Origin of the sequence: Actinoplanes sp. NPDC049802, assembly GCF_040656595.1 — a bacterium.
Lineage (GTDB): Bacteria > Actinomycetota > Actinomycetes > Mycobacteriales > Micromonosporaceae > Actinoplanes.
In genome coordinates this window covers 81,855-99,058 of sequence record NZ_JBFAMR010000018.1, presented here as the reverse complement: position 1 = coordinate 99,058, position 17,204 = coordinate 81,855, and the positions used below count along the sequence as shown (strand labels likewise).

The 17,204-nt window shown below is 67.4% G+C and carries 13 protein-coding genes; 7 read left to right on the top strand and 6 right to left on the bottom strand.

Annotated features, from left to right (window positions below; genetic code table 11):
* Positions 1 to 66 precede the first annotated feature (66 nt).
* The gene (locus AB0I88_RS15485; protein WP_361023709.1) at positions 67 to 1,941 is read left to right on the top strand and encodes an ABC transporter ATP-binding protein; all 1,875 of its coding nucleotides are present in this window, start codon (positions 67 to 69) and stop codon (positions 1,939 to 1,941) included.
* A 182-nt stretch (positions 1,942 to 2,123) separates the two neighbouring features.
* On the opposite strand, the gene AB0I88_RS15480 is transcribed toward AB0I88_RS15485, so the two are convergent.
* Positions 2,124 to 2,705, bottom strand: coding sequence for a helix-turn-helix transcriptional regulator (locus AB0I88_RS15480; RefSeq protein ID WP_361023634.1), 582 nt, complete (start codon positions 2,703 to 2,705; stop codon positions 2,124 to 2,126).
* A 771-nt stretch (positions 2,706 to 3,476) separates the two neighbouring features.
* Positions 3,477 to 4,472 carry a DUF2637 domain-containing protein gene (locus AB0I88_RS15475; protein WP_361023631.1) on the bottom strand — a complete coding sequence of 332 codons (996 nt, stop codon included), beginning with the start codon at positions 4,470 to 4,472 and terminating at the stop codon, positions 3,477 to 3,479.
* Positions 4,473 to 4,781: 309 nt separating this feature from the next.
* On the opposite strand from AB0I88_RS15475, the gene AB0I88_RS15470 reads away from it, so the two are divergent.
* Positions 4,782 to 5,636 (top strand): hypothetical protein, encoded by an 855-nt coding sequence (locus tag AB0I88_RS15470; protein WP_361023628.1) that lies wholly within the window; start codon positions 4,782 to 4,784, stop codon positions 5,634 to 5,636.
* Between the two features lie 575 nt (positions 5,637 to 6,211).
* On the opposite strand, the gene AB0I88_RS15465 is transcribed toward AB0I88_RS15470, so the two are convergent.
* The gene (locus tag AB0I88_RS15465; protein ID WP_361023626.1) at positions 6,212 to 7,960 is read right to left on the bottom strand and encodes a hypothetical protein; all 1,749 of its coding nucleotides are present in this window, start codon (positions 7,958 to 7,960) and stop codon (positions 6,212 to 6,214) included.
* Positions 7,961 to 8,318: 358 nt separating this feature from the next.
* Here AB0I88_RS15465 and AB0I88_RS15460 point away from each other — a divergent pair, with 358 nt between their 5' ends.
* The gene (locus AB0I88_RS15460) at positions 8,319 to 8,600 is read left to right on the top strand and encodes a hypothetical protein (protein WP_361023623.1); all 282 of its coding nucleotides are present in this window, start codon (positions 8,319 to 8,321) and stop codon (positions 8,598 to 8,600) included.
* Between the two features lie 440 nt (positions 8,601 to 9,040).
* On the opposite strand, the gene AB0I88_RS15455 is transcribed toward AB0I88_RS15460, so the two are convergent.
* Positions 9,041 to 9,493: a hypothetical protein gene (locus AB0I88_RS15455; RefSeq protein WP_361023620.1), complete on the bottom strand. Its 453-nt coding sequence runs from the start codon at positions 9,491 to 9,493 to the stop codon at positions 9,041 to 9,043.
* A 722-nt stretch (positions 9,494 to 10,215) separates the two neighbouring features.
* Between AB0I88_RS15455 and AB0I88_RS15450 the strand changes: the two genes are divergently transcribed.
* Positions 10,216 to 10,776, top strand: a complete 561-nt coding sequence (locus AB0I88_RS15450; RefSeq protein WP_361023617.1) for a hypothetical protein — start codon at positions 10,216 to 10,218, stop codon at positions 10,774 to 10,776.
* A 396-nt stretch (positions 10,777 to 11,172) separates the two neighbouring features.
* Here the strand turns inward: AB0I88_RS15450 and AB0I88_RS15445 are convergent, their stop codons facing one another.
* Positions 11,173 to 11,799 carry an HAD family phosphatase gene (locus tag AB0I88_RS15445; RefSeq protein WP_361023614.1) on the bottom strand — a complete coding sequence of 209 codons (627 nt, stop codon included), beginning with the start codon at positions 11,797 to 11,799 and terminating at the stop codon, positions 11,173 to 11,175.
* Positions 11,800 to 11,977: 178 nt separating this feature from the next.
* On the opposite strand from AB0I88_RS15445, the gene AB0I88_RS15440 reads away from it, so the two are divergent.
* Complete coding sequence (locus AB0I88_RS15440; RefSeq protein WP_361023612.1) at positions 11,978 to 13,507, top strand: NAD(P)H-hydrate dehydratase; 1,530 nt, start codon at positions 11,978 to 11,980, stop codon at positions 13,505 to 13,507.
* Between the two features lie 33 nt (positions 13,508 to 13,540).
* On the opposite strand, the gene AB0I88_RS15435 is transcribed toward AB0I88_RS15440, so the two are convergent.
* Complete coding sequence (locus AB0I88_RS15435; protein ID WP_361023610.1) at positions 13,541 to 14,797, bottom strand: helix-turn-helix transcriptional regulator; 1,257 nt, start codon at positions 14,795 to 14,797, stop codon at positions 13,541 to 13,543.
* Positions 14,798 to 15,761: 964 nt separating this feature from the next.
* Here AB0I88_RS15435 and AB0I88_RS15430 point away from each other — a divergent pair.
* Together AB0I88_RS15430 and AB0I88_RS15425 are read left to right on the top strand one after the other, a co-directional pair.
* The gene (locus AB0I88_RS15430) at positions 15,762 to 16,004 is read left to right on the top strand and encodes a hypothetical protein (RefSeq protein WP_361023607.1); all 243 of its coding nucleotides are present in this window, start codon (positions 15,762 to 15,764) and stop codon (positions 16,002 to 16,004) included.
* Between the two features lie 92 nt (positions 16,005 to 16,096).
* Positions 16,097 to 17,191, top strand: coding sequence for an NAD-dependent epimerase/dehydratase family protein (locus AB0I88_RS15425; protein WP_361023604.1), 1,095 nt, complete (start codon positions 16,097 to 16,099; stop codon positions 17,189 to 17,191).
* Positions 17,192 to 17,204 lie beyond the last annotated feature (13 nt).

The following is a 17,204-nucleotide window of genomic DNA, read 5'->3' as shown; positions in this document are numbered from 1 at the left end:
ACCGACAACCGCCGCGCGAACACCCCGATCCCCGAACAACCCGGCACCTCACCAGCCGCGCCGCTGGTGCTGCCCGAGTTCCGGCCGAGCTGGTGGGAGACCGGCGTCCGGGCCCGCGCCGACACCGGCATCATCGGCGTCTTCACCGAGGCTCCCGGCCTGATCCGCAAAGCGATCCGCGTCGCCTGGCGCGCGGACCGGCTACGCACCACCCTGGTCGCAATCACCACCGTGGGCTCCGGCGCGATGGCCGCGTTCGGCCTACTCGCCACCCAACGGGTACTGATCGAACTGTTCGCCGGCGGCCCCACCCCGGACCGGGTCCGCGCCGCGCTCCCCGCGCTCCTCCTGCTGGCGGCGGCCACCGGAGTCCGCGGCCTGTTCACCATGGCCACCGGGTACGCCCTCAACGGCCTGACCCCACGGGTGCACCTGGCCGTCGAACGGGAACTATTCGAGCAGACCACCGCCGTCGAACTGCGCGCCTTCGACGACGACTCATTCGCCGAAGGCATGGAACGCGCGACCCGCGGCACCGAAGCCGCGATCGAACTGGTCCAGAACACGATGAACCTGCTCGCCGGCCTGGTCAGCCTGCTCGCCGTCACCATCGCCATCATCACCATCCACCCGCTGCTACTGCTGGCGCTGCTGGTCGCGACCCTCCCGACCGGCTACGCCGCGCTGCGGGCAGGGCACGTCAAATTCCAGAGCTACCTGGCGAGCTCCACCCGACGCCGCCGGCAATGGGTGCTGCAACGCCTGATGGCCGACCGCACCTCAGCCGCCGAACTGCGCTCCTACGGGCTGCGCGGCTTCCTGCTGCGCCTCTACGACCAGGTGATGGGTGCCCAGATCCGCGAAGAACTCACCGTCGCTCAACGGGTCACCACGACCACCAGCGTCGGCGCGGTGATCGGCGGTATCGCCCTGGCTGGCGTCTACACCCTGCTCGGTCTGCTACTGGTCAGCGGCAAGATCCCCCTCGCGGCGGCAGCGACCTGCGTGATCGCGGTGCAGGCCGCCCAGCGTGCCCTGGCTCTGGTCACCTTCCAGGTCGACCGCGTGTACGCCTCCGGCCAGTTCTTCAACGAGTACGTCAGGTTCCTCGCCGCCTCCAACGAATACCGCCCGGCGGCGCTCGACGACGGCGACACCCGGCCCCACCCCGATGAACTGCGCGCCCTCACCGTCCGCGGCGTCACCTTCCGATACCCCGACCGGGACCGGCCAGCAGTCAACGACGTGACCCTGACCATCCGCGCCGGGGAAACGATCGCCTTGGTCGGCGAGAACGGCTCCGGTAAGTCCACTCTCGCCGCGATCATCGCCGGCCTCCGTGAACCGACCTCCGGCACGGTCACCTGGAACGGACAGTCGTACTCCGCGTGGCACCGAGACGGCCTGCGAGCGCAGATTGCGGTCGCCCTACAAGATCATCACAAGTGGCCATTCAGCGCGGCCACGAACATCGCGATGGGCGACATCGACGCGACCCTTGACCAGAACCGCATCGAAGCCGCTGCCATTCAAGCCGCTGCCCACGACATGATCAGCGAACTCCCGAACGGATACGACACCCTGCTCGACCGCACCTTCAAGGAAGGCCAGGACCTGTCCGGAGGGCAGTGGCAGCGGGTCACCGCGGCACGCGCTTTCCTCCGAGACGCGCCTCTGCTCATCATGGACGAGCCGTCGTCCGCGCTCGACCCCCGCGCCGAAGATGCCCTCTTCCAGGCACTCAAGAACCGGCAAGGGACGCAAACCACGATCCTGATCACTCACCGGCTCGCGAACATCACCCACGCCAACCGGATCTTCGTCCTCGACAAGGGCGTGCTCCTCGCCGCCGGCACGCATCAAGAACTGATGGCCGCCGGCGGCTTGTATGAACAGTTGTTCACTCTGCAGGCCGCCGGGTACGCCGAGACCGCCTCGTGACCGACAAGCACAGGGGTTCGCAGCCGACCGAGATTCCTGGGACGGTAGTCCGGACCTGCACAGTACGACCGTCCGAGACTCCTTCGTCCGGGCGTACATCAGCGTGGTGACCGGGTAGCCGGATCACCAGACAGCCAAGCGGTACCGGCCAGCGTTCCCGGCCGGTACCGCTCCGGACGAGATCAAGCCGCGGCGTCTGCGACATCGTCAGGCCAGTCGCCGACACCGACGACCCGATCGCCGCCCTCGGGAGCCTCGGCGATGCGCGGGTCGGTGGTGCTCTGATGGGAGGCGCCCTGCTGTTTGCTGGTGTCTGCCTTCTTGCGGTCGGCAGCGCGGCGTGCGGCGTCGAGACGGCGCTGCTTGGCGATCTGGCGACGTACCGGGTCGCTGTCGAAGTGCTCCTGGTGCCTGATGGTGATCTGACTGATGCCCGACGGGCTCACACCAGCCTCCGCCGCAACCTGCTCAATCGTGAGACCGAGGCGCAGGCCGGCGGCGACGGCGTGGTAGCGGTGGCGGGCCACCGTCTCGACAAATGGCTCCTTCGCGGCGAACCGGTGGCTGTTCGACGAGAACGTCAAATGTCCCGACAGCCAGGTGAGGACCCGCCTTCGATCCGCGGCGCTGAGTTCGACATCCAAGTCGCCGGTGCCGGTGGCGAGGCGGATGATCTCGGCCAGCAGAGTATGGATGGCGACCTTCGTCCTCCGTGCATCCTCAGAGTCGGGAATCGGTTCGAGGGGCTTCTTCTTGCGCGGCACCGAGGACTCCCTGGACTTAGTTCGGGCGGGGATGATGGACCATCTCTGCCTTCTGTATCGGCGGTCGTCAGCGATGCCTATACACCCCTGGCGAGAGAAGTGAGAGGCACGCAGGGCATCCCGTGGCCCGGATCGGAACGGGAAGTCGCCGATGGGCGCCGGGACCTCGGTGAGCCCCAAGCCGGTCACATCGGTGGACGGTGGCCAGCAGGCACGCCGTCGGAATGCCGTCCGGTTCACGCCGGCAACCAGGTCGCGGCGCACATCGTCGCCCTATCAGTGGGTTCGACGTCGTACAGAGTCCGACCTGGTCTGGCCGTCTTATGGACCGTAGGGGCAGCCTCCTCGCCGCCGCACCAAGCCGCCCCGACACCGCACGACGCCGCAGCCCGACCCTCTGTCGCTCGCTTCGCTTCCACCGCCGATCCCAGGCGACCGGACGTCGAACCCCGTCGCCAGCCAGACGTCGCATCGCTGACCGTCCGCCCGGTGGGCTACCGCGCTCCTCATCAGGGCTACGGACTGCCTCGGGCTCTTGACCTGCTGGTGCCTCGGCCTCAGGGCGACGACCTCGCCGCCTGCCCATCCGTCTGAATCTGGTGCCGTAACGAGAGGAAGCCCCACCCGGCTTTCGTCAGCTGGGTGGGGCTTCCGTGCGAGCGCTTGTCCAAGGCCCTCGCGGTGCAGCAGGAGACCCCGTGCTGCCGACCTTCTACCTCCAGGAGGTGTCCCACCGTTTTTATCGGCACGATGACCTCGGCTCTTGAACGGTCAGGCGTTGAGGCCCTGCGCCTTGCGCCAGGTGGCTATCCGGCCACTGATCTGCCTCCGGGGCCGCCGGTACCCGGCCAGCAGCGGCTGGTGTTCGAGTACGGACCTCCACTCGTCTTCGCGGCCGGTGAGGCGGCCCTGGTCGGCCAGGTCTTGGATCGCCTGGTGAGCCAGGGCGGCAAGGTCGAGGGCCGGCGCGGTCGGCTCCGCGGTGTTCTGGGGCTGTGGACCAGCGAGGATCTCAGTTATCGCGTCCCCGGCGGACTTCGACTCGACGTCTCCGGGTTCCTCGTCCGGCTGGGGTTCGTCGTCGACCGGGACGGCCTCGGATGACTTGTCGGCGGTCGTCCCCGGCTCGGCACCGTCGGGCTCGTCCTCGATCGGTGCCGTCTCCTTGACTGGTGCCGGGATGACCGGCCGCTGCGTGGGCAGCAACCTTGGTTCAGGGACCGGCTTCGGCCGGACGCTCACCGGTGCCGGCACGGTCATCTGATGTGCCGGTGTGCTGGCTGTCCGGTCGGCCCGGTGCAGTCGGGTCTCGACGAGGACCAGGAGCAGGTGCAGCGCCAGTGCCAATGCCAAAGGGAGGGCAGCGAGGATGGTCTGCCCGAACACGTTGGCGCCCGGCGCGGACAGCGCATTCGCTGCCGAACTCACCACCGCTGACCCGATGACCACACACCAGGGGTAGAAGGTCGGGCCGCCGGTGCGGGTCATGACGAGCGTCACCATGCTGGCGACCGCGGATAATCCGTCGAACGCGGCCGGGACAGTCCAACTTAGATTGGGTGGGAGGTGCGCCATCGTCTCGCCCACGTGTCGTAAGCCGTGGAAACTCGCGGCGGCGGCAGCCGCGGAGACGGCGAGAGTGCCGATGACGGCGACCACCTCGAACACGGCATCGGCGCGGCTCGGACGGCGCAGAGGCTGGAATGGGCCAGCGGACTTCTGGGACACCTGGTGCTCCTTGGACAGCCGGGGGACTGCGGGCTGCATCTTCCCGTCCATGCATGAGCGGCATGCAGTCGGGGGGTGCTCTACCTGCATCGACACCCGCAACCGCGGGACTTTAGGGCCGATGCCGAGATTCAGGGGGCACGTTGGACGGGTCGCCGCCGGTAACCCTCAGCAGGGCCCTGAACTGGGAAAACGCTGTCGAAGACGGCTGATGCGAACCGTTGGTGGCGGACAAACGGCTGAGCAACGGGCAACCAACGGCTGACCAAGGGTCCTGCGCTACAGATTGCTGAGGGTGGACGCCGATGACCTCAGGGAAAAGCATTCGACGTCAAGGAGTTCTCCGCGATGACCAAGCCCAAGGCCCCGGCCCCGAAGTTCACGCTGTCCCCTGATGATCTCGTCCTCCTGCACTGGCTCGACGAGTGGCGGCTGGCGAGCGTGCCACTGATCGCGGCGCTTCGCGACACCACCATGCAGGCGGTCTACTACCGGCTCAAGCGGCTCGGAACCGGCCCTGGCGGTCTTGGGTTGATCGAGGGGGCAGACGTCGTCGCCGGCTGGTATCGCGTCTTCTACCTGACCCGCAAGGGGCAGGCGCGGATCGAGTCCCCGTACGCCACGACGACACCGCAACTCTCCCGGATCGCGCACGACCTGGCGGTCGCTGAGGTCTGCGGGGTCCGAGGCACCTTGGCGGGCTGGGGTGCGATCACCAGCGAGCGGGCGATCGCGCGAGAGGTGTACCTGTGGCGCACCGACTTGCAGGCCCAGCAGCGGGAGTGGGAGAAGCGGCAAAGGCGGCGGGAATCTGGCCCTGCCGTCCCGCCCAAGCCGGGAACGGTAGGGCCCTGGGTCGGCCTACCCGGCGGTCGAACACACACCCCGGACTCGGTCATCCGGCGCGATGAGGACGGCAGCCTCATCGCGCTCGAAGTTGAATTGTCCATGAAGGATGATCGTCGTATTCGCGAGATATTGACCGCCTTCGCCAATGATGACCGTTTCGTGAAAGTCCTCTACTACACCAGCTCGGAGGCCATCGCGAAGAAGATCAAGGCGATCACGGCGGACATCAACGCCACCGCTATCAATACCGGTGAGGGTGGCACCGTGCAGGTCCGTACACATCTGTACACGCCAGCACACAGCACCAAGTACACACCGCCGCCGAAGAAGGAGACGGCAGGCGATGCGGCCTGAACCCGTCGCACAGACAGCCCGGCGGCCTCCCGGTGCCGGGGCTGTTCCGTGTCTCGGGCATGACAGGCCGGCCCTGCTGATGGCCCGGTCCGTGCAGTTGCAGGGGCCCATGGGCCAACGGGCCAATGGCTCAGCCGGCACCGCCCGGAACCATGTGGCCGAAGGGTTGGACCGATGAACCCATCGCGGTCCGGGACCGGTCCGGGGGACCATGCGGCCTGCCTATGTTCTCGCAGGTCACGGACTTGGTCCCTGGGGCAACTGAGGAGGTCCGGGCGCTCCCTGCGGTCGATGTGGTCCGGCGTGGCCCGCGGCCAATACCTGAGCCAGCGCTGGCCGGGACCATCGGGGTTGGTCCGAGGTTCCGAGGAAACGGCCGGCCTTTGCGCGACGGAACCAGCGGGTGAACCGGTCCGCCTCGCCGGGTGAGGCGGACCGGTTCGGTACCAACGGCGGTGCTTGGGCCGCCGGTACGGAACCACCGGAGCCGCCGAACGTAATCGATGGAACCGGCGGCAGATGAGGGCCGGACCGCCCCCGCGCGGTGTTGGGCCCGGCTCGGTACCGGCGGCTGATCAGGCGGCGATCGGCAGTGCCGCGGTGGCCCGGCCAACGTTGACGCGGATGGCCTCCCAGCACAAGTGGGCGTTCTTAGGCATCCCGGTGCCGGTGAGCCGACCGTGGTCCACGAAGCCGCCCGCGACCGTCGCGATCAGCGTCGCGATCCACTCGGTGCTCCCGGAAGCGGTGTACCGGCCTTCGGCGGCGAGCATGGCAGCGACGTCGATGTGATGCTGTGAGGTCAGGGCGTTGAGCACGGGCACGGCGACGTCGGCGGTGCCTTGAGCCAAGACGTGCTCAGTGATCGTCGCGATGGCCTGCTCCCCGGCGAAGGTGCCGTTGGCGGCATACGCGGCGATCGCGTTCGTCACCTCTCGTGTGATGGGCGGGGCCAGGTTGGGGCGGGGTTGGCCGGCCGCGCGGCGGCGAAGTTCCGTAGCGGCCTGGGTGGCGATCGCGGTCTGGGTGTCGTCGAGCGGATTGCCGGCCATCGTGTCGAGGATCATCTGCACGTCCCACACCTGTACGACCCATTGCTCCCAGTCGGCGTCGGTGGACAGCGGCAGCATCGCGGCGATGTCCGAGGCCAGGACATCCCGGTCGTTCTCGTGCAGGTCGCGGCCGGCTCCACGGGTGATCGCGAAAGCGTATTTCCGGGCGTCCTCGGCGCGGGGTTCGGTGCCGAGGAATGTCCTGAGGCGAGCGGTGCGCTCGAACTCCAGTTCGGTGTCGCCGAGGGCGCCGGGCAGGCCGTGCGGCAGGCCGGGAATGAACACGGGCCCGGTAGTCACCTCAACCCGGTTCGCAGGCGGTTGCTCACGAGTGATGATCGGCGCGGGGCGCTCGGCCTCGACGGCAGCCTTAGCGGCGGCGAGTTCTGCCGTCGCGGCGTCATCCACAGCCGGAGCCGTGTCGGCGGGCCGGATGTCAAGGGGGCCGGCGGCGGGCTGGGCGTTGAGAGCATGCTCGGGTTTCCACCACGGCTCGTTGGCGTAGGCGTCGGCCATCTCGGCTTCCTGCCGGGCGCGGTGGTGCGTGATGTACTCCTTCACAAACGCTTGCGCTTCTGCTTGGCCCGCGTCGCCGGCGTGGTAGGCGCTCCACTTGGCCCGCGACTGGGTCTTGACGGCAGTGTTGGCGAGCATGCCGGTGTGCTTCCTGTAGCCCGCGGCGGCCTTCTTTACCTCGCCCTCGATGCTCTTCTTGATGTACTCCTTCACGAGTTTCGGCTCCGCGGCGGCCCAAGCGGTGTTGATGTCCCAGCCGATCCGCGCGGCCTCGACGGCGCTGCTGGGTACCGGCATGAGGACGCTGAGGGTGACCTCGATGGGCACCTTGTAGACGTTTGAACGGTTGCGGAGGTCGCCGCGCTTGTTCTGGTAAGCGCCGGAGGCCACGCACCACAGCGCGGCCGGGAAGTTCGCCTTCTCCGACTCGTTGGGCATGCCCATCATCTGGCCGGTGTACTTGCTGACGCGATTGCGGGCGGTGCCGGGCGAGTCGTTGGGCCACGCTTCGGCGGCAAGATCGGTGCCGGAGTACCAGGACCCGCCGTTGTCCATCGCGGCGGTCTTCTGGTGTTCGGGGCCGATGTAGTGGCCTTCGTGGATGACTCGCGCGTAGTAGTCGGCCTTGGACTCGCCTTCGGACGGGCCGGGCAGCGCGATCGCGATTTTGTCGCAGATCGTGTCGAGCAGCCAACGCGCGGCGTGGTCTTTGACAGGGGAGTGCAACTTCGATCGCTTCTTCAGCATTTCGGACATAGCGGCCTCGCGGGAACCAGGGGACGTGGTCCCTGAAGTCATCGGCATGGGCGAAACAGCACTGGACCGTCTGCTGAGGGGTTAGGGGCCATCAACTTCATGCAGAGGATCACACTCGTGGCTCCGCTGCTCTTCCCGGCCCAAGCGCATCGCCGCCTCAACGGCCTGCCATCCTCCCGGAAACGCCCTTCTCGCGGCCCTCGACCGACACGGATGGAGCCGTGCACCATCCAGCCGGTGAGAGGCCCGTGAAGCGGCCGAGAGCCGCGCCGGTGCGCCACGTTCAGAGGAGGACTCAGCCCCATCGACTGCCGATGTACAGGGTGTACGAGACGTTGGGTTCGGAAGGAGCAGTGCCGTGGACACCACCCGGGACGACGAGCAGGTCACCCTCACGATCACCATGACCGCCGCCACCGCCGGTTGGGCTGTCGAAGCACTACGCCGCCAGGCCCTGCACGTCATCGACGCTGCCGCCGGCTGGCAGACCCGGGCCATCTTCGCCGACAACCCCGCTGTCGCAGCCCTGTACGAACGCGAAGCCGAAGTTCGAGGCCGCGCCCACGACGAACTACGAGCCGCAGCCGACGCGCTCGCCCCGCGCGGCGTCTTCGCTCCGACGCCGGCCCTGACGACCTGACATCCGGCCGCTCACCTCAGCCCCGCACCGGCTTCACCGTCGACGCGGGGTTTCCTTTGGCCGCAACCTGTTACGACATGGGCGGGCGGTGATCTGGGTCGCGAACGGCCCGTTCAGCCGCTGAGAATTCGATGATGCTGGCGCGAAGCGCCTGAGCGAGCGCAGCGAGAAGGTGACCCGGCTACGGCCGGCGAGAGGCCGAGGCGTCCTGCGGAGGGGGTTTTCCGAGCACCAACTCCCGAAGATCAAACCCTCCAGGCCAAACCCTGGAATCATCGTGTGGCTACGAGCAGACAGCCGCGTATGGCCGGAGCACGACGCCCGTGTATGGCTGGAATGAGATGGCCGTGTATGGCCAGTCCGATACTGGGATGTATGGCTGGCCCTGTTCCGTGAACCCTCACGTACGGCTCCGTGAGTCCGCAGGGATGCGGTCGGGCTTACTCGGCCTCGAACTGGGTGACGTGCCGCGGTGAATTCCTCCGGGCACGTCCCTGCTGGGTGCCGGTCCTCGCCCGAGGTTCGCTGCGCTGGCCAGGCTCCGGCATCAGCGGCCCCGGAGGGTCGTCCGGACTGCGGCGGGTCGTTGACGCCAGGCCGGGGATGCTGCCGTGGTAGAGCGCCTGTACCCGTTGGTGCGAGAGCCCGCCGAGTGCTTCACCGATCGCCGCCCACGTCTGTCGTTGCTCGTCGCGAAGCCGGATCACCGTCCGCTGCCGCAGTTTGCGAAGCACGACGTTCGCCTGCGGGATCAGCCGTTGGACCTCACCCCCGAGTCGTGCCCGCTCGACGTCGTCGGTCGTGTCGAGGTACGCCAGGCACGCCACGGCGAGCGCCGCGACCGGGTCGCCGGCCTCAGCGGCGACCACGACGCGCGACTTACGGGGAGACATTCGCCAGATCGTAGACGCCGTCGCGTGCACGGGACCTCACGATGGTCACCTGACCTCGCGCATCTGCGGCCCCTTCGTCGTCATCGGAGAGCGTCGCGAGACCCCGCCAGTGTCCTCGCCGCGAGACGCGGCCAGCCCTCACCGGGCGGGGGCGCGTCGTGAACTGTTGTTGTCGGACGGGCCGGTCCTCGGTTCGGCGCCAGCCTCATACTCGTGCAGGTAGCACCAGCCGATCTCGAACGACACCCGGGCTTGGTCGTCCCTCCCGTCGGCCAATGTCGAGACGCCGGCATCGGTGGAATGCCGGCGGTGCGCTGCTGTGTCCGTCGAGGGCGGTCGGTCGCTGTGCCGCGAGGCGCAAGGGAATCCCTTCCCTTCCCTTCCGGTTCCCTTCCACTTCCTTTCCCCCGGTGAGCCTTCCGGTGCAAGTCACGGAGGGCTCACTGAGGAATCCCGGAGATTACCCAGCATCTGTCGGCATCTGGTCGGCTCGCGACCACTAAACCGGACACCCTTGCGAAAAAAGGGCGCCCTGGTGCGTCCCGGAGCATTCACTGCTGACTCCGTGAAGGCTCCCGGACGGAAGGGAAAGGAAGGGAACGGGAAGGGAAGGGATTCCCTTGCGCCTCCGGCGCAAGACCGGCCGCCACAGCGATGACAAGTCCGGCGGGAGTTGGTGGCCGCTGGTGTGGTAGGCCGCCAACCCTGCCGATGACGAACCCATGGATGACGAAGCAGGACCGGGCATGAAGTTCACGGTCACCAGAACCCAGAACGGTCTCCAATTGGCCTCGACGTGGCAATCCGACGGCATCGGATTGCCCGCTGTGCTGCCCCTAGGTACGAAACACGTCCTCACCGCGGACCTGACCACCGTCGACGCACATGGGCTCCTGGCCTTCACGGAACAGCACAGCCAAGCCCCGCTACTCGGCAGCGAGACGGCGTTCAGCGCCGCCGGCAGATACACCATCACCGCCCTCGCCGGGGACAGCGTCTTCACCACCGAAATCACCCACCTCAGAATCTGCGTGGACATCCCCGAACGCTCGCACCGCCACCACCCCGGCGAATTCCTGATCGGCGCCACTCCGGCCGAGCCCTTCCCACGCACTATCCGCGTCGGGCCGACCGCAGCCGACGTCAAAACTGACTTCAATGACTACGTCAGCCTCGGCGTCGCGTTCACGGACGGGCCTTTCGCCGGCATCCTCAGAACAGCGCTCGCCGGCGAGCACGAGCAGGTGTGGTCCATGCGATGGCAAGGACTTCCCAAGCGGTAGAGCCGGCTCCAGCACGTGGCGCCAGAGGTACGGCGTGGTGATCAACCCGTGTATAGCGTGGCCGGATCAGGGGTGTGCCGATGCTCATTGCCGGCCCGGGAACCGCATCGCGCTGTTCGGGCTCCGTCGAACTGGCCCCCGTGTGTTGGCGGCGCTGGCGATCTGGACTGCTCCGATGCGACGATCCGGAACAAGGCGCAGGAGGAGGCCCGTCCGGTCCTGTTGAGTCCTCGGCTGAGTCCGGGGGACCGTGTGCGCCTGGTCTCTCCGGCCAGCCCGCCCGACCCGGACTACGTCGCCGCCGGCGCGGAGATCTTCGCCTCGTGGTGGGCGAAATTGTCATGGAAGACAATGGCTGGCCGCAGTCGCTGCCGGTCGGCCGGCGGCGCTCTTGGGTCAGGGTTGAAGCAACTTGCCGGTCTGCACATTGAACGCCGTCATTCCGGCACGCAGGGCTGCCTCGACACCGTGCACTGCGTCCTCGTACACAAGGCATCGCCGTGGATCTATGCCGAGGCGTTCTGCTGCCAGTAGGAAGATGTCTGGTGCCGGTTTTCCGCGCCCCGGTGGAACATCGCTCCACGTCACGGCCGTGTCGAAAATCGTGTCAAGTCCAGTCTCCCTGAGGCCAGCGGCAACGGTCACGTCTGCGCTGTTGGAGCCGATCGCGAGGGACTGTCCGCGGGCATGTGCCTTCCGTGCGATCTGCGCATAGGTGTCGAACACAACTAGATCGGGTGAGGCTTCGATGACGTACCGGCGGCATCGATCAATGACTTCGCTGATCGGTTCCGGCAGCCTTCCGAACTCCTGCTCCCAGATGATCAACATGTCCGGCGACGCAATCGCTTGCTTCGGCCAGTACCACTGAGGGTCCAGGAGCACGCCGACGTCTCGGAGCGCACGAGCCAAGGCGACATAGCAGACCTGAGTGCTATCGACGAGCGTGCCATCCCAGTCGAAGATCAGGGCGTCATAGCCGATGCCGTCGGGCGCGCTGATCGGGCGGACGTCGGTGGTCACACGCCAACCCTACCGCGCGTCGTGACTCCTCCATTTGCCCTCGGCTCAACGGCGCAGGCTCTCCGCGCCCGCTGCAATGGGCGCGCGACCAATCCGACGGCCGTCGGACAGGGGCGCTGTGGCGGTGCTCCCGCGTTCAGCGGCCGCAACCCCAAGGTGCCTGTGGCAGGCTGACGGCGTGGATCGAAGTGAATACGTGATCAGCTCAAGCGGGGATGATCTTCGGCAGGCCGAGAAGCGCATTCTCGCGGACAAACCGACGGGCTTTCTGATGGACCGGGCGGCGGCACGTCTGGCGGTCGTGTGCGCTGATCTCCTTCAGGAGGCGACCGGACGAATCTACGGTTCCCGCGTCGTCATGCTGATCGGTCCGGGCCACAACGGCGGAGATGCGTTGCTTGCCGGCGCAATTCTCCGGCGTCGGGGAGTGGCCGTGGATGCCCTTGCCGTCGGGGACGGCGTTCACGCTCGGGGGCTGAGGAAATTCCAGGAGTCGAACGGGCGCCTGGTCGAGGTCCGGGACGGGGAGTCGAGCCGCGCTGCGAAACAGCTTCTGCAGCGAGCCGACCTGGTACTGGACGGCATCGTCGGGCTCAGCGGCCACCCGGGCCTGGAGGATCACGCATTGGCCCTGGTTGAGGCGATTCCATCACGTGCGCTGGTGGTCGCAGTGGACCTACCCAGCGGTGTGGATCCGCAGACCGGCGAGACCCCCGCTGCGCACGTAGTCGCTGATGTCACGGTGGCGTTCGGGACCATTCATCCTTGCCTCCTGCTGCCGCCGGCCTCGCACGCCGCCGGGCGGGTCATCTTCGCGGATGTGGGAATGCAGTCGAAGATCGATGCTGAGCCGGTGGTTCGGCGGCTGACGGAACGCGGTGCCGCACTGCGATGGCCGGTGCCCGCTCATACCGCCCACAAATACTCCAGGGGTCTGCTCGGGGTAGTCGCCGGGTCGGATCGGTACCCCGGCGCGGCGGTATTGGCTGTTGCCGGCGCGATACGAGCCGGTGTCGGGGTCGTGCGCTACGTCGGCCCATCGCATGTCACGGCACAAGTGCTATCCGCGCGCCCTGAGGCCGTTCCCGGCATGGGCCGTGTCCAGGCGTGGCTTCTCGGCTCGGGTGTCGAGGACGACCCCGTGCAGGACAAAGCGATCGCGACCGCCCTGGCGTCCGGCCTACCCTGCGTCGTTGACGCCGGTGCTCTCGACGCCTGCGTTCGAGAACGCGCGTCCGGATCACGGGCCGCGCCCGCCACTTCAATCCTGCTCACTCCCCATGCCGGTGAACTGGCGCGGATGCTGGTGTTGCTCGGCCACGAGGTCACCCGGGAGGCTGTCGAGGCTCAGCCCTTGCGGCACGTTCGGTGGCTGGCCATCGAGGCGGACGCGACTGTGCTGCTGAAAGGTCCCACAACACTGGTCGCCGGTCCGGCTGGGCCCGTCTTCAGCCAGGCCGACGGCGTCTCCTGGATGGCTACGGCGGGATCAGGAGACGTTCTCGCGGGTATCGCCGGGGCGCTGATGGCCACGGGTGTCGACGCACCGCATGCTGGCGCTATGGCCGCGCTCGTCCACGGCAGGGCCGGAGCGGCTGGCAGTAACGGTGGACCGCTCGCCGCCATGGAGATGGCCGACGCCACTCCCGCGGTCGTGGCGGCGCTCCTCGACCTCCTTCAGGAGCCGAAACGCCATAGGCGCCGGTGATACCTCACAGCGCCGGGAGACTCGCGCCCTTCCTTATCCGCCGATGAGGCCACAGCGGCGCGCCAGCTCCAGCACGTGAGTCCGTGCCCGTGCCCGGTCGCGGTGCAGCAGTTCCCGAAGGAGTTCGCGGACAAGGGTTGAGTCGTGAACTTCCTCCTGGGAGACCTTTTCGGCGTCCAGGAGGACAAGCGCCGCGGCTTCGTCCTCGCCCCGCCTGACGTAGCCGCGCGCCGTGTTGATGAGGGCTGCGGCTCGGCGTTCGACGCTCGGGACGCCGTCGATGGTCAGCCGTGACGAGTATTCGATGACGTCGTCGGCGCGGCCGAGTTCGGCGCTCAACGCCAGCCCGTGGATGTCCACGTTGCCGCGGCCGAAGGCCGTCCATGGGTCGTAGCTGGTGCCGATTGCACGGGCGGCTTCGTCTGCTACCCGATGCAACGCCCACGCGCGGTTGTCGTCGTCCGACTGGGCCGAGCTGACGGCGGCGGCGAGATGCAGCATGCCGAAGTCAGCGAGCAGGCGAGGATCAGGGTTGGAGCCGTCTTCGGTACCCGCGGTATCCATACAGACTTTCAGCTCGTCGGCCGCGGCCAGACACAGCCTGGTCGCTTCATCCTGCTGGCCAGCACGCCGGTACGACGCCGACAACGCCCAGGCCCCCAGGGCGATGAGGTGCGGATCATCGGCTTCCCTGGCCGCTGACATCGCGCGATCAGCCGCCACCCACGCGAGGTCCCCATCAGGCACATGATGAAGCCACTGGCGGGTGATCTGGTATGCGCCGGCAAGCGGCCGGGCGGCATCTCGACGGCGCTCCGGTGCGCTGTGATAGGCGGCGATGGCGTCGTCGAGAAGCGATGGCAGTAGACGGCCCAGCGTGGAGTGCGCGACCGGTGATCCGTGCCAGATGGACCAGGCATCGGCGACCCGGGCTCCGATGGCCTCCAGCTCGGATACTTCTCTAACCTGACTGGCCGGCACGGCAGCCCTCATGATCACTGCCCGTACTGCTGCGATCGCCTCAGCCTGCGGCACTCGACGGGCTCCGGACGTCAGGGAGTCGACCGGCCGACCAAGAAGATCGTCAAGCGTGCATGCGAGCACCGTCGCGATACTGACCAAGTCCGTCAGCCGTTCAGCATGCTTTCGCCCCTGCTCGACAGCGGAGATCCACTGCACTGACTTGCCGATTCGTGTAGCCAGTTCCGCCTGCGTGAGACCGGATGCTCGCCGGTGCGTGGCGATGGCAGCGCCGATGCCGGGGGTGGGTGAGGTCGCGGCTGGGGTCACCAATTCACAGTAGACGCGCGAGACCGCCGTTCTACTACTTCTGTAGCAGTCTCAAAACGGACAGCTACCTAGTGTGATTTCCGTACGGCGACGAGATCCACTCAAGAAATCGAAGTTCTTGAAAATCTCCTGGCTGCCCGCCTTGGCCTCCGCCTGCCCGGCATCGTCCGGGCGTCAGGCAAATCGAAGGTCTTACGCATCGCCAGGTCCAGGGATCCGGCGCGAGGCGACCATCCGGGAGGTGAACGACGGTGGGGGAAACGTACTACGCGAAGTCAGCTGATCGATTGGCGGAGGCTCAGACAACTCTCGACGTGCACGTGACGTCGAGTGCGACCGGGCGCTGCCTGGCCTGCGGCGTAACGGGGCCGTGCTCGGAGCGTGAGGGCGCGGCCACGGTGTTCGCGCGGAGCCTGCGGCTACCGGTGCGGCAGCCGGGAGCCAGCCGTCCGGAGCTGATCAACGCGTTGCGCGTCGACATTCCGCGTTTCTCCCTGGCGGGATCGCGGTGACGTCACGTGATGCCGTACCCCGGAGCCGTGATCCACGTCGGGGCTGCTGCCAGCGTCCAGTTCGCCGGCGACCGTGCACTGACAGCGCGGGTCATCCGAGTGGATCACCGCGCGACGTACGACGGCTGGATATGGCTCGACGTCTACGTTCTCGGGCTCAGCGGAGAAGCAGTCGAGCGTCGATCGATCTTCGTGAAGGTGGTCGGCGTGATGCGGATCGGGTCCGCGCCGAGACCCTCGCGGGTTCGGCCGACCAATGCCGGGCCAGCGCGACGATCACCGACCCCGGCAAGGAAGGAGTCGCGGGAATGACGTTCACACCGAGCGACTTTCCGGGTGCTGGCCCTGGAACCGACCAAGGCGTCGTCCCGCTGCGGACACACACAGCGGGACGACCACGTTGGTCATGTGTCGCCTGCGGTGAACCGTGGCCGTGTCGGGAAAGCAGGACAGTGCTGCTGGCCGAGCATAAAGGCTCGACGATGTCGCTCTTCTGGTTCCTGGGCCCCTGCCTCATCGACGCGATCAACGACTTCTTCCAGCACAGCAAGCAGCCTGCGCCTGATCTCTACGACCGTTTCCTCGGCTGGGTCCGTGATACCGACCCCGGCGCGTCCTCCGCGGCCCTGTGCGCACAAACTGCCCCGGTCCCGGGGCAGGAACCTGACTCCCGTCACGAGGTGAACCTCCGATGACGGTGATCCGGCGGACGCGGCCTGAGGCCCCCGTACTGGCCGCGTCCGCCCCCGGATCGGCCCTGATCGGCTCGACCCTGCCCGGCGGATCGGTGGACATCGACTCGAACCGGCTCGGCCGTGCCAACGGCGAGCAGGCCGCACAGCCATCGGCACCGAAACATTCGACCAGCGAAGGACGGTTTCCGATGGCGACGAGCGGTGGCAGGTCCAAGGTCGTAGTCACAGGCGCTGCCGGGTTCATCGGCTCCCATCTCGTGGAGGCGCTCCTCGACCGAGGGCACCGGGTGATCGGCCTCGACAGACGCACTCCCGACGACAATCCCACCGCGCGGCTCAACCTTCAGCAAGCCCTGTCTCATCCGCAGTTCTCCCTGGTAGGCGGAGATCTGATGGACGTGCGATTGGACAACATCGTGGCCGATGCGAGCTGCGTCTACCACTTGGCGGCCGTCCCGGGGGTGCGGACGTCCTGGACCGGATTCTTCGCCTATGTGACGGCGAACATCTTGGCGACCGAACGGCTGCTCGACTCCTGCCGGGCCTCCAAGGTGCCAAAGGTGGTCTACGCCTCGTCATCCAGTGTCTACGGCGAAGCCGGCGGCGCGAGCCGGGAGGTCGACGCGACCCAGCCGATCTCTCCGTACGGCGTCACCAAACTCGCCGGCGAGCAGCTCTGCCTTGCCTACGCCAAGCGGCCCGGCAGCACACTGTCGGTCACGGCGTTGCGGTACTTCACGGTGTACGGGCCCCGTCAACGGCCGGACATGGCGATCGGGCGGATGCTGACCGCGGCGTTGACGGGCGAGCAGTACACGCTGTTCGGCGACGGGACACAACGACGCGAGTTCACATTTGTGGACGACGTGGTGTCCGCGACCATGGCCGCCGCGGACGTGCAGGTGCCCGCAGCGGTGGTCAACGTTGGAGGCGGATCCAGCGTCTCCATGATCGACGTGATCAGGGCTGTTCGCGACGTAACAGGCAATCCGGTTCCGCTGACCGCGTCCGGCGCGCAGCCGGGCGACGTCCCGGCAACCTCCGCTGATCTCGCCTTGGCCCACATCCTGCTGGGCTACCGCCCGCAGGTCGACCTGCACACCGGGATGAGCCGGCACGCCACCTGGCTGCGCGGCCTGTCGCCCGAATCGCTGCGAATGTACATCCCCCAGCCCGTCACGATCTAGGAAGAGGTATCGG

What these genes read in the sequence shown, in the direction of transcription:
- AB0I88_RS15475 (WP_361023631.1), bottom strand. Translation starts at nt 4,472, where the DNA reads ATGCAGCCCGCAGTCCCCCGGCTGTCCAAGGAGCACCAGGTGTCCCAG.
- AB0I88_RS15470 (WP_361023628.1), top strand. Translation starts at nt 4,782, where the DNA reads ATGACCAAGCCCAAGGCCCCGGCCCCGAAGTTCACGCTGTCCCCTGAT.
- AB0I88_RS15465 (WP_361023626.1), bottom strand. Translation starts at nt 7,960, where the DNA reads ATGTCCGAAATGCTGAAGAAGCGATCGAAGTTGCACTCCCCTGTCAAA.
- AB0I88_RS15455 (WP_361023620.1), bottom strand. Translation starts at nt 9,493, where the DNA reads ATGTCTCCCCGTAAGTCGCGCGTCGTGGTCGCCGCTGAGGCCGGCGAC.
- AB0I88_RS15450 (WP_361023617.1), top strand. Translation starts at nt 10,216, where the DNA reads ATGGATGACGAAGCAGGACCGGGCATGAAGTTCACGGTCACCAGAACC.